This is a genomic window from Janthinobacterium sp. BJB401 (assembly GCF_013372745.1).
Classification (GTDB): Bacteria; Pseudomonadota; Gammaproteobacteria; order Burkholderiales; family Burkholderiaceae_D; genus Janthinobacterium; species Janthinobacterium rivuli.
The window spans coordinates 68,833-82,445 of sequence record NZ_JABXFH010000027.1 but is presented as its reverse complement, the minus strand read 5'-3'; the positions used below and the strand labels follow the sequence as shown (position 1 = coordinate 82,445).

Here is a 13,613-nt window from a genome sequence, read left to right as displayed (position 1 = left end):
GGACTGGGCGGCCTGGGCGGCGCCGGCGGCCTGGGCGGCGCCAACGAAGTCGCCTCGGGCACCAGCGACCCGAGCAACGCGGCCAGCGGCAACGCCGGAGTGGCCGGCGCGAGCGGCAACCCCGGCGCGGTCGGCGCCGTCGGCGCGGTGCTGATCCTGCAGAGTCAAACAGCGGTGGCGGCATGATGGCCGACGCCGCCCTTGCGTCCTACGACGCCGCGCTGGCAGCCGAACTGGTGCCGCTGGCCACCTTGGCCAACGCGTCGCTGGCGAACCTGTACCTGCCGTCCGACTGGGGCCTGGCGTACAGCCACACCGGCGCCGCTTCGATGGGCGGCTGCCAGTACTTCCTGGCGGTCAGCCCAGCTTCCTCGCCGACCATGTGCGTGCTGGTGCTCGGCGCGCTGTGGAGCGATTTCATCGCCTTCTACACGCCCGACAACCATTCCTTGTTCCTGGTGCCGAGCAGCGTCGTCGGCACCGCTGCGGCGATCTCGGCCGACGGTGGCTTCGAAACCATGTACCAGTCCATCCGCAGGTCGCTGTGGGTAGACCTGGCCAAGATCCAGCGGACCATTCCCGCCTTCGCCACCACGTTGCCGCTGGTGGTGGTCGGCCTCGGGCCGGGCGCGCCGGTGGCGCAATTGGCGTCGCTCGACCTGCGGCCGAACAAGACGCTGTCGCCGTCGCCGGTGACCAGCTTGCAGTCCTACGTGTATTCCTGCCCGCCCTTCGCCGACGCCGCCTTCGCCGCCTCGTTCGCCAGCATGGTGCCGGCGGCCTACCGGGTGCAGGCGCCGGCCGACCTGTTCCCGTCGCAGCCGCTGCCGGCCAGCGGCTACGTCCAGGCCGGCGCACAGCAAAACCTGGCCATGGCGATCCCGACCTACGATTCGCCCTGGGTCGAGCGCGACGGTCCGTACTACCAGCAATTGCTGACCGGGGTGGCCCCCGTCAATGACGGCGCGGGCACAACGGCCGCGGTGCCCGGATTCGATCCGCTGCTGGCCTTTGCGATGGCCAAGCTGTCGGCCATCCCCTACCAGATGGCCCAGCATCCGGGCAGCACCCTGGCTTTCACTTACAGCCCCTACGTGCTGCAGCAAAACCTGAGCGTGGGCGCGACGGTCTGGGCCAGCCTGTTCGAGGGCCCCGACACGCTCGTCATTGCGCTGCGCGGCACGTTCACGTGGATCGAACTGATTACCCTCGTGAGCAATGCCGCCCCGTCCTCGCCAGCCTGGCTCGGCGGCAATTACGGGAAATATGCCCAGCCCCTCGTCGACCTGTATGCCAGCGGCCGCGACAGCCTGCGTGCCGCGCTCAACGTGCTGGGCAACAAGCCGGTGATCCTGACCGGGCACGACTGCGGCGGCGCGCTGGCCAACCTGATGGCGGTCGACATCCTGACCAATCCGCTGGCCGGCAATCGCACGGTGGCATCGGTCTACACCTTCGGCACGGGACCGGCGGCCGATCTCACGTTCGCGCGCAACTATGGCTTGAGCCGCCTGGGCAGTTGCAATTTCCAGGTGGCCAGGACGCTCGACATCATGCCCACCTTGCAACTGCTGGGCGCACCGCAGACCCTGGGCACGCCCGTGCCGTTGTCGGGAGGTGATTTCGACAGCTACAACGGCAGCACTTACCACGGCTTGTACAACTATATCGACCTTCTCAATCCAGGGAGCTGAACGATGGACGCTGTGACGCGACGCGCGATGTCGCCGTATTTTCTGCGCCAGCTGGAGTACTACGGGGTCGATCCGGCTGCGCTGGCCGGGCCGGTGCATGCCGGCCTGGCCCTGAGCGGGGATCCCGCGCAGTCCGACCTGGCGCCCCAGTCGGTCGGACCGAGGCAGGCGGCCGTGTTCGCGTTGAGCGAACTGACCCTCGGGCCGGGGCAACGCTTGCTGGTGAGTGGCAGGGCCGGGCAGCGCGTGGTCCTGGTGCTCGCATCGCTGTCGATGGCGGACGACGCGAGCCTCGTCCTGACGGCCAACACCGACCTTGTGGTCGATCAATGGTGTCCCGGCGCGGCGCCGGGCGGAACCAGGGTAGTCTTGCTGACCGCCCCCGACGGCCAGGCCGGCCCGGCCGGATCGCGGGGCGCAACGGGCATGAACGGCGTTGACAGCCATACCCCGGGCGGCCCCGGCACCTTTGGCGGCGCTGGCGCGAACGGCAGTCGCGGCCTCGACAGTCCCGACGCGCTCATCACCATCGCGCGCCTGGGCGGCGACACGCTGTTCGAAGTCAGCGCGGGCAAGGGCGGCGATGGCGGCGCCGGCGGCAAGGGCGGCCAGGGCGGCAGGGGCGGGATCGATCCGGCCACCAGGAAGATGGCGGCGGGCGGCGCCGGCGCGGCCGGCGGACCCGGCGGCCATGGCGGTTCCGGCGGCAACGGTGGGCGCCTGCGGGTGTGGATCGAGGCGATCGATCCGGGCGCGAGCTTCACCACCCGGGCCGACCAGATACCGGGCGGCACGGCCGGCGCCGGCGGCGCGCCCGGCATTCCCGGGATGGGCCATCCGGATGGCGCATTCGGCCAGCCCGGTCTGCCGGGCAATCCCGGTTCGGCCGGCGCGCCCGGAGTGGTCGAAGTAAAGTTGGTTTGACGGAAACAGTCCTTGAAGCTCATGCAACGGGAGTAAATGATGTTCATCAACACGTTCTCTTGTGAGGCCCATCGTGGGTAGCGCGGCCACCTTCGACGCGTCGCAACTGGCGCCCACGCTGCTCAAGCTGGGCATCGCGATCGGCATACTGCGCGCGGTCCAGGGCCAGGCCAACAGCTACGAGCTCAATCCGGACTGGTTCCAGAACCCCATGAATCTGACCGGGGACAATCTGTCGACCAACGGCGCGACGATCGCCGAACTGTTCGCCGAGCTGCTCGGCGAAGTGTCGGCCAGCGCGCTCGGCTTGCCGGCCCAGGACCTGGGCAGCATGGGCGTGTGGAATCCGATCCCGTATCCGGGCAGCCTGACGGCGACTGGTTTTTACCTCGTCAATTACGCCGTCAATCCGGACCTCGTCAACAGCGACCAGGTATTTGGCATCGGCGTGCTGCACCAGTGGGATTTCGCGGCCCAGGGCGTGGCCGACGGCGTCAGCGACATCGAGGTCAGCGCCTGGGGCTTGCTGCCGGTCTTGAAAATCGGGCAGGGCGGCATGCACATGGTGCTGGGGAACAGCGACTTCCCGCTCAACATGGGCGTGCAGTTCGCCGCCGCGGGTGGGCAAAATATCATCAACAGCAACGGCCTGTCGTTCAACGGCGTCAAGTTCAGCGCCCAGCTCGACCTGGGTGCGCCGTCGGTCGACCTGTCGGTGGTGGTGATGCAACTGCAATTGCCGACCGAACTGGTCCCGGCCGACCGCAACCTGAGCCAGATCGCCCAGATCACGCCGCAGGAATGGCTGAGCACGGTGTCGACCCTGTTCGTCTCGGCCTTGCAGCAAGTGCTGAGCCAGGACAATCGCGCCAGCAACCTGTTGCCGATCCTGGGCCTGTCGCCCATCGTCCCCGATTCGGCGGTACGCCTGCCGCTGTTACGCTGGGACACGCTGCTGTCGCAAGCGAAGGCGGATGCCTCGCTGGGCGCGCCCTTCGTCGCCTGGTTCAACAGCCTGCTGGCCGACGAGGCCGCATTCCCGGCCTGGATGGGCGCGATCGGCGCCTTGCTCGGCGTGGCCGCGCCCGAGGTGGCCGGCGACGGCAGCGTGGCCGCGCCGTTCATGGTGCCGCTGCTGAGCGAGCCGGCCTACGGCGCGCTGGCGCTGACCATGGTCACCCAGGTCGACGCCCTCGGCACCCGCTACCTGCTGCCGGGCCTCAATTTCCGCGGCAAGGGCCAGCAGCTGGGCACGGCTCCGGCGCACATCCTGATCCAGGCCCAGCTCGACCTGGCCCAGTTTTCGCTGGCCACCACCGGCCAGCTTGGCGTGAGCACCAGTTTCCTCAACCTCAATGTCGGCATCGCGCTGGCCAGCACCGACGCCGGCAAGCCGCTGTTCGCCGGCAGCGTGGGCGGCGAACAGTACAGCTTTGGCAGCTTGAGCGGCGGAGTTTCGGTCTTGCAAAGCAGTACCGCGGCGATGAAGGTGGTGCCCGCGTTCCAGCTGGTCGATGTGTCGACGCCAAATGGGCAATACGCGCAGATCGACCTGACCCAGCCGGGCACCCTGGTCGAGCAGGCGATCACGGAGTTGTACACCCTGGTCGACGCTGCCCTGCAGGGCGTGTTCGGCCTGGCCGGCGGCTCCTCCTATGGGCGCCAGGCCGCCATCCTTCTCGGCGTGATCGCGCCGGACCTGGAGGCGGGCGTGAGCTGGCCGGCCACGCTGGCGCCGCCGTTCAGCGCCGCGCAAATGGTCACGTCGTTCCAGAACCCGGTGGCCGCGTTCAGCACGTATTACAGCGCGCTGCTGCAAGGCGGCACCCTGGTCGACGGGCAGTTGCCCGTGTACTGGCTGCTGCGGGCGGCTGGCGCCTTGTTCGACCAGACCGGCGTCACGAGCAGCGTGAGCGGCAAGGGGCAGGCGGCCGACCCGTGGCTGTTTACGCTCACGGAGGCCAGCCTGCCGGCGTCCCTGCTGGCGTATGTGGAAAGCCAGGCCGGCGGCGCCAACCGCCTTACCTTGGGCCTGCAACTGAGCCCTGACATCAGTTACGCCAGCCTGCAAACGCTGGACATCGGCATCGACGTGTACGCGCTGAGCATGCAGTTCGGTAACGGCGCGCCGGTGCAGGCGTGCATATTCCCGGGCATCGCCGCGCACATCGCGCTGCCGCAAACCCTCGTCACGCCGGCCGTCGCCGGCGCCGCCGTCAGCGTCGACGGCGCCTCCTTCAGCGGCAGCTGGTCGCCCTACGACAGTTGGCACTGGAACGTCGCCGTCGGCCAGCCGGCCATCATCGTCGACGGCACCTCGATGCCGGTCGGGCAGGACATGGTGTTCTCGGACGCCGATTCGCTCGATGAACTCGTCACGAAGCAGGGACAGACCTTCGCGCCCATCGTCACCGCCCTGTCCGGCGTGGCCGTGTACCGCACCAGCAACCGTCCCGGCCTCGCGCTCAACGCCTTGCTCGGTCTGCTGCCTAACCTGGGCGCCTTCGTGCCCGCCGGCCTGAGCTGGCCGGCCACGATGCCGGTGATGAAGCCGGACGGCTTCAGCGACCCGGTCGGCGACGTCAAGCGCCAGATCTCGGCGCTGCTGGCGCAGGCGGACTACACGAAAGCGGCCATGTCCTTGCTGGGCTGGGCCGTCAGCGACGGCGCGCCAATCCCGGCGGTATCGGGCAGCGGCAGCTACGCGGCGCCGTTCGCGGTGGCGGTCGACCTGCCGGGCGACCTGGACCTGGCCGTGTGGACGTCGGCCCTTGGCCAGACCCTCGGTCTGGGCTTGCAGCGCAGCTTCAGCTTCAGCGCCCTCGGTATCGACACCAGCACCGACCTGCTGCTGCGCTTCGTCGAAGTGCCCCTGACGGGCGCCGCGCCGCAGAGCAACTACCTGCCAGGCTTGCGACTGCAGACCCTGCTCACGCCGCAAACGCCCGTCGTGGTGCCGAGCACCGACGGCACCGTCAAGACGCTCGTGTCGATGCGGCTCGGGATCGACATGGCGCTCGACCAGGGCAGCCTCGTGCTGCAGCCGCAGGTGCTGCTGACCATGCATAGCGGCGACGAAACGCTGGTCTACGACCTGGACCAGTTGACGCACGAGAGCAGCGAATGGGTGGCCGTGTTCTATGGCCTGCTGAACGTGGGCGTGGGCCAGTTCGTCACGCCGTTGCTGGGCAACGCCGCCATCGGCAACGCCTACCAGGTGCTGGGCCTGATGAACCTGGTCGTCCCGCTGTCCAGGGCCGATGCACTGGCCGGCGTCGATTCGGCCGGCTGGACCGCGATGCTGGCCGATCCGCTCAATTACTTCATCGAACGCGGCATCGCGCTGTTCCAGGATGCCGACAGCCGGGCCCAGGCGGTGGCGCTGCTCGAATCCATCATCGGCATCACGATTCCGGCGCTGCCGCTGCCGATGCTGCAACTGTTACACGCGCTGCAACTGGTACAGGACCAGGACAGCGGCTTCGCCCCCTGCCTGTACGACTGGGTGGCGCTGGCCGCCAATCCGGCGGCGCAGCTGGAAAGCCGTTTTACCGCGCTGATGGACGACCCGGCGCGCGTGGCCCAGCTGAGCGCCGAGCTGTGCTCGCAGATCGAACCGGTGATCGTGGGGCCGGTGCAATTGTCGGTGTCGGAGGGCGCGCTGATCCAGGTCAGCCTGCTGGCCGACGCGCTGCCGATGTGGGGCAACTTCCTGCAGATCAGCGGGGCAATGGGATTCGACCTGCGCAGCAGCGAATTGAGCGCCGAACTGGGCCTGTATTGCGCGCAAGTGCAGCTCGAAGTGCGCTCCAAGCTGGCCGTCACGGTCGCCGCGGCGCCCAAGGCCGCGTTCGCGGTCGAACTGTGCTGGGGCGACGGCACCCAGCCAATGCCGCTGCCGCTGACCCTGTATCCCTTCGATGCCGCGCTGTTCCTTGAGCAAACCATCGCGCTGGCGCCCAATTTCGCGCTCTCGACCTTTTTCGGGCAAGTGGTCGACGCCCAGCTGCTCAACGCCTACCCGGTCGCGCGCACCGCCATGTCGGCGCTCGGGCTGGCATTCCAGGACAGCGCCACCGGCCTGTGGTTCACCAAGTCGCCTCTCGGCCTGTTCGGCGATCCGCTCGGCTGGCTGCTGGGCGACGCCGTGCTCGGCGCCAATGGCCAGCTCAACATCGCCGCCCTGGCGCGCGTGTTCTCCACCATCACGGTCGCCTCGCAGGCCTCCAGCGGCGTCGGCATCAAGCCGATCACGGGCGGCCTGTGCATTTTCGGCTTGCCGTACAGCCAGCAAATCGAGCTGGTGGCCGACGTTGCCGCGCAGACATTCATCATCACGCCCGGCCTCGCAGCCGGCAAGACGCTGGCGCTGGCCGACGGCGTCGAGTTGCGGACGCTGGCGTTCTCGCTGTCGCTGGGGCCGAACTTCCAGCCCGGCCTGGCCGGCAAGGTCTCGCTCAGCGGCAAGGTCGCGGGCGACACCACGCTGGTGCTCCAGGCCGCCTACGACAAGGTGTTCCACCTGTCGGCCAGGCAGCTCGAGAGCGGACAGAATTTCCAGATACTGCCGTTCCCCGGATGGCAAACGCTGGTGGTCGAGGCCGCGCAGCAAGCCGCGCAAGCCTTGCTCAAGCAACTGACCGCCGTGCTGCTGGACGAACTGGCCGCCGGCGGCGCGGCCGCCTTCGTGGCCAGCCTGCGCAGCGCCTCGGACGAACTGCAGGTGCCGCAGCTGGTCCAGCAGCTGATCGCGGTCAGCGAGGAGGGCGCGGACGCGGTCGGCAGCGCGGCGCTCGCGTGGCTGTCCGCACGCCTGTCGAGCGCCAATGCGCCGGCCACCGTGCAAGCCGTGGCCGGCCTGCTCAAGCCGTATTTCGCCAGCATCGAGACCGATGCCGGCCTGTTGCGCTACAAGCCATCGGCCAGCCTGCCGGTCACCCTGGTGACGGGGGTGCAAACCCTGTCGGGCACTTTGCAGGTCGGCCTGTGGGTCGAACTGAACCTGCCCACCGGCGACAGCATTGTGCTCGAGATCGCGCCCACCGGGATCGGCATTCCGGTGCTGGCCGACGGCACGCCGGTCAGCCCGGTCAAGCCGCAGCTGAACTTCCAGCTGGCCATCCTGGCGCCGCTGCAGGACGGCTGCGGACCGAAACTGTCGATGCAGTTCGACATGCTCAGCAGCAAGTTCCTGCTCGGCGTCGACCCGGCCGGCACGGCGCTGGCCGCCAGCAGCTACTACCGCGAATTGCTGCCGACCTTCTTCGGTCAACCCGATACGACCCAATGGAGCCAGGATGTCGTTGACTGGCTCGAATCGATCCTGCTCAACATCGTGCCGCGCTACCTGTCGATCCTGGTGCTGAACCAGGCCGCCGTCAGCAAGTGGATGGAGCAACCGCTGTTCTCGTCGGACAAGGGGCCGAGCGCCGCCACCATTTTGCTGGCCTCGCAACTGATGATCCAGGAAGACAAGCTGTACATGCTCAACAGCCTGTCCGCGCTGGAAAGCCTGACCATTGAGCAATTCCTGGCCCGTTTCCTGCGCGCCATGTTGGCCCAGCAGTTCCAGCTGGTCAGCATCGGCAAGACCGGCGGCATCTGGCTCGGTCCGCGCAGCGACGGCAGCGACTATTTCGGCCTGCGCGTGATGGTGCCCGGCCTGGAACTGGCCGCCGTGCCCTACGTGACCTTGCAGCTGGGCGATGAAGACACCGAATGGATCGCCAAGGCCGGCGGCGACCCCGACCTGAAGGGCGGCGTCTCGCTGTACGTGCCGATCAGCACGGATTCGCCGGAATTCAGGAAATTGCTGCTTGAACTGGTCAACATCGGCATGGATTTCCATGGCAAGGAAGGCCAGAACCTGGTCCAGATGAGCCGCTTCAGCCTGGGCGCGGTCGCGCCGCGCGGCCTGATCACCTTCGACTTCGACAAACCCAGCCGGGTCACGTCGTATGGCGGGGGCGTGATGCTCAGCGATATAGGCATTTCGCTCGCGCCCAACGTGGCCGTGCCGGGCGGGAAGGCCAATCCGGTGGCGGAAAACCTGCTCGGCTCCGGCAGCGACGCCTCGCCGCAGTCGGCCAACCCGGTCGCCAATCCCGGTTTCTCGGTGCGCACCTCTTATGTCAACGATTTGTACGTCGAGCTGTTCAGCGGCGACGGCAGCGAGGGCACCCAGGTGTGGTTCCCGGTGCAGCGCAGCTTCGGCCCCCTGTACGCCAGCCAGATCGGGGTCGGCTGGGAGCAGGACAAGTATCTGCTCGACATGCTGTTCGACGGCAACGTCACCATGGCGGGCCTGTTCATCGGCCTCGATTCGCTGTCCGTCGGCGTGCCCGTCAAGACCCCGCTCGACCCGAGCGCCTACAGCATGGACCTGGCCGGCATCGACATCCAGTTCAGCGGCGGTGGCGTGGAAATCGCCGGCGGCTTCCTCAAGCAGGACAACCCGCTCAGCTACGACGGCTACGCCACCGTCAAGGCCGGCTCCTTTGGCCTGCTGGCGCTCGGCTCGTACGCGCTGGTGCCGCTCGACCCGGCCAGGCCGGACGGCCCGACGGCCGCCTCGCTGTTCATCTTCGTCAACCTGAACATTCCGCTCGGGCCCACCCCGGCCTTCTTCATCAACGGCCTGGCCGCCGGTTTCGGCTACAACCGCAACCTGCGCATCCCGGACGTGGGCGACATCGCCGAATTCCCGCTGGTGCAAGGCGCCATCGACAGCAGCGTGTTCGGCTCGGGCGCGACGCCGGATTCGGCCCTGAGCGTGCTCTCCAAGGTGGTCTATCCTGAGATCGGGCAATACTGGGCCGCAGGCGGCATCCAGTTCACCAGCTTCCAGATGCTCAACTCGTTCGCGCTGCTGATCGTCAAGTTCGGGCGCGAGTTCTCGATCGACCTGATCGGCATCAGCTCGGCCTCGTTCCCGCCCAAGGCCAAGCCGGCCAATGCGCTGGCCTACGTGGAACTGGGCTTGCTGGTCTCGTTCCGTCCCAGCGACGGCGTGGTGTCGGTGCGCGCGCAACTGACGCCGAACTCTTTCGTGCTGTCCAAGGATTGCCAGTTGACGGGCGGTTTCGCGGCCATCGTCTGGTATGACGGCCTCTACGCGGGCGACTTCGTCATCACCCTGGGCGGCTACAACCCGGCCTTCAGCGTGCCCGAGAACTATCCGGTCGTGCCGCGCCTGGGCTTCAACTGGCCGATGGCCATGCCGATCGGTTCGCTCAACATCAACGGCGGCGCCTATTTCGCGCTGACCCCGTCAGCCATCATGGCCGGCGGCTACCTGAAAGTGTTGTTCGAAAGCGGCCCGCTGCGCGCATGGTTCGCCGCCGGCGTCGATTTCCTGATCCAGTGGCAACCGTTCTATTTCAAGCTCGAGGCCTACATCACCGTCGGCGCCGGATTCGAGACCGAAGTGGCCGGCGTCAAGCTGTCGCTGACGGCCCAGATCGGCGCCCGCCTGGTTCTGTGGGGCCCGCCGATCGCCGGCGAGGTCGGGGTCGACTGGTACGTGATTTCGTTTACGATCCCGTTCGGCGACAGCAAGCAGGCCCAGCCCGGCACCAATCCGCTCGACTGGGACGCCTTCCAGCTCAGCTTCCTGCCCGCGCTGAGCATCGACACGGCGCCGGCGGGCGCCAGAACAGCCCCGGCCGCGCTGATGGCGCTGGCGCAGCAGGCGCCGACCCCGGCGCTGACCCAGGCCTACGCCGTGCTCAAGCCGCAAGTGACGCGCGGCCTGATCGGCGACTACCCGGATGTCGGCTGGGTGATCCAGAGTCCGTTCGCGCTCACCGTCGGCACCGTCGTTCCGGCGACCACCTTGCGCTTCGCCGGCGCCGCCGCCAGCTTCAGCGGTCCGGCCATCGGCATCCAGCCGATGGCGCAAGTCACCGTGACGACGCCGTTGACCTTGACCGTGCTGGGCTGGTCCGTCAAGGACCAGGCCTGGGAAGCGATCGACCTGGATGCGCGCCTGATCGACGTGGGCATGCAGCAAAGCAGCTCGCCCGATGCCCTGTGGTCGAAGAACTCCTTCGATCCCAATGGCATCCCGCAGGCGAAGTCGATTCCCGGCACCATCCTGGGCGCCACCCTGCAGGGCTCGCAGGTGTTGCTGTATGCGCCGGTCGGTCCGATGGACATGGCCACGCTGGCCTTCGTCACGTTGGGTCCGCTGCCGCTGCCGTTCGCCTGGACGCCGAACTACCCGGCCCAGGCGGAGCCGCTCCAAACCGACCGCGCCGAGGTGATCGCTTCGACCATCATGGACCCGCTGGTCGTGCTGCTGCGCAACGACATCCTGGCCGCGCTGCGCCTGTTTGGCCAGCTGGCGCTGGAGGCGCCCAACCTGTCGGTGCTGCAACACAACGTCGGCAACATCTTCCAGTCGCCGCCCAGCATCGCGCCGCTCGGCATGGATCTCGCGCCGGTGATCACTGCCTCGACCACGATGGCGCAGGCGGCGCCGCGGGTCGCCGCTGAAGCGCCCGCCGCCGTGAACGCCAGCCGGGTGATTGGCCACAGCCGGCGCTACCGGGCCGGCGCCACCCGGCACGCGCTGGGCAAGGGCGACACCGCCTTGCCACTGATGCGCTACCGCAGCCGCGCCAAATGGGTGGCCGGCCTCGGCCAGTTCGCTGCCAAGGTGGCCGGCAAGCTGCACCTGACCCTGGCGCCGGGCGCGACCAGCATCGTGCGCCTCGGCGACGACGCCGCGCGCAGCGTGGAGCTGCGCGGCAACCTGGCGCTGCGCCTGCTCGCCTTCAACCGCTATGAGGAGCCGCTGCAGCTGCGCCTCGCCGATCCGGCGTGCGGCGCATACCACGAACTGCCAGCCGCCACCAGCGAGCTGGTGGTGATCGCCGGCGACGCCAGCCCGGACGGCGTTGCCGGCTGGTACCACGACAGCGACTGGACGCGCCTGAACCACTATTACTTCCAGGCCGACGGTTGTCTGCTGCGCCCGGAAGCGGCGCCGGTGCTGAAAAAACCGCAGCGCGGCCAGATCCTGGCCAGCGACGTCCTCAAGGGCAACCAGGTGCGCCAGGCCGATGGCAGCCTGGGGCAGGGCTGGCTCGAAACCCTGTTCTTCGAGCAGGTGTCGACGGTGGCGGTGCTGGTCGGCGGCTCGGTCCGGCCACGCGTGCAGGCGCGCTGGACCGACGATCCCGCCAACCCGGCGTATGCAGGGGAGGACGACCTCGATCCGCAATTCGTGCTTCAGGCCGGCGCGCTGCAGGTGTATGTGTACCAGGTGCCCGATTGCCTCGACGGCAAGCTCGGCCTGGCGCTGCTGGTGCACGGGCGCGACACCGCCTGTTACCGCTCGCCGGCGTCGGCCAGCGTGCAGGGCGTGTTCGGCTTTTGCGCCGACGCGGCGACCCTGAAATCGGGCGGCTTGAACGGCCTCATGCAGTGCGCCGCGGGGGCGCCGGCCGATACCGCGCCGCCGTCTTGCCAACTTCAAATAGCATAAGGACAAGTCCATGAACGATATCGCCATCGCCGACGAGGATGTGCCGCTCGCAGCGGGACAGATCCGCTTCTATTGCGCCGCCGAGCCCCCGCTCCAGGCAGGTTCCTACTGGTTGCAGGCGCAGCAGACGGTCGACGGGCTCAAGGCCGATGTGAAGGGCAACAGCTTCGGCGTGCAAACCCCGTTCCTGGTGAGCGGCCCGCGCTTCCAGCTGCCGTCCCAGGACTTGCAGCTGGTCTATCCGCCGGCCAATATGGTCGGCAACTACGAGGAATCGCTGCCGCACGTGGTGTTGCGCACCCGCACCTTGCCGTGGGTCAGGTCGATCGACGGCAACACCAACAACGCGGGCGACAACGACGGCACCACGCCGCCCTGGATCGGCCTGCTGACGCTGTATCCGGACGAGCTCAAAGGCGCCACCCCGCAGGTGATCACGGTGGCGCAGCTGATCGACCCGGGCGACCCGTCCATCCTGGGGCCGACCCTGATCGACGCGGACACCCTCAGTGCCGATGAACTGGCCTCGCAACTGCTGGCCATCGACCTCGACCTGGCCGCCTTCCTCGCGCTCGCGCCGTCGCTGGCCGAACTGCCGCTGCTGGCCCACGTGCGCGAAGTCAACACGGACCAGAAAGAGGTGCTGGGCATGGTCGAGGACGGCTGGTTTTCGGTCGCCGTCGGCAACCGGTTGCCCAGGAGCGGCTGCGACAACAGCTGTTTCCTGGTCTCGCTCGAAGGCCAGCAGGCGCATCTGCACGGCGGCCCCGCCATCGCGGCCCAGTACAAGACGATCCGCCTGGTTTGCCTGGCGACCTGGAAGTTCACCGCCGCCGGCCCGCGCGGCAGCTTCCTCGACTACATGCAGAACCTGTGCGGGCAGGGCGGGGTCGACCTGATGCAGCCGACCCACCGACCATTCCCCGCCGACTTGAGCGGAGCCGAGAAAACGGCCGTGGAGGCACTCCAGATCGGCTACATTCCCTTGCAAAACGTGACCCGCAGCGGCGAAGTGACGACGTCCTGGTACCGCGGCCCCCTGTCGCCGGTGCCCACCAAGGCCGACCCGCTGGGCCCGTATTTCTTCAGCGACCGCGCGATCCGCTACGACCCGGCCGACGGCTTGTTCAACATGTCTTACGCCAGCGCCTGGCAAATAGGCCAGTTGCTCGGCTTGTCTGACGCGGCCTTCGCCAGTTCGCTGTTCCAGTGGCGCATCAACAGTTACCAGGCGGCCCTGTCGGCCGTCGCCTCGGACCACCTGCACGGCCTGGCCGACCAGTTCCAGCAGCCGCGCGCCGGCGTCACGCCGGTACTGCTGGCGGTGCTCTCGAGGGTGGCCGGGCAGGCCGTCTCGATTGCCCCGCTCAAGGCGCACGAGCGGCGCGACGAGGACCTGTTGCCCGGCGTGGTGCCGGACTGGGAGGAGCGCATCGCCGCCGGCGAGGACGCGCTGCACCTGTTGCACCAGCACGTGCGCAAGCCAAACTAAACGAGGAAGTTCA

4 protein-coding genes and 1 pseudogene are annotated in these 13,613 nt (G+C 68.1%); all 5 read left to right on the top strand.

Annotation, left to right across the window (positions count from 1 at the left end; translation table 11 throughout):
- Positions 1-186, top strand: a pseudogene (locus HWE17_RS17800) (hypothetical protein); the annotation flags it as partial.
- Entirely contained in the window at positions 183-1,694 is a 1,512-nt protein-coding gene (locus tag HWE17_RS17795; protein WP_176389643.1) for a hypothetical protein, read from the top strand. The pseudogene HWE17_RS17800 and the gene HWE17_RS17795, both read left to right, overlap by 4 nt.
- A gap of 3 nt (positions 1,695-1,697) precedes the next feature.
- On the top strand, positions 1,698-2,618 hold the full coding sequence (locus HWE17_RS17790; protein WP_176389642.1) for a hypothetical protein: 921 nt from the start codon (positions 1,698-1,700) through the stop codon (positions 2,616-2,618).
- Between the two features lie 73 nt (positions 2,619-2,691).
- Positions 2,692-12,108 (top strand): DUF6603 domain-containing protein, encoded by a 9,417-nt coding sequence (locus HWE17_RS17785; protein ID WP_176389641.1) that lies wholly within the window; start codon positions 2,692-2,694, stop codon positions 12,106-12,108.
- A gap of 10 nt (positions 12,109-12,118) precedes the next feature.
- On the top strand, positions 12,119-13,600 hold the full coding sequence (locus tag HWE17_RS17780) for a hypothetical protein (protein WP_176389640.1): 1,482 nt from the start codon (positions 12,119-12,121) through the stop codon (positions 13,598-13,600).
- Positions 13,601-13,613 lie beyond the last annotated feature (13 nt).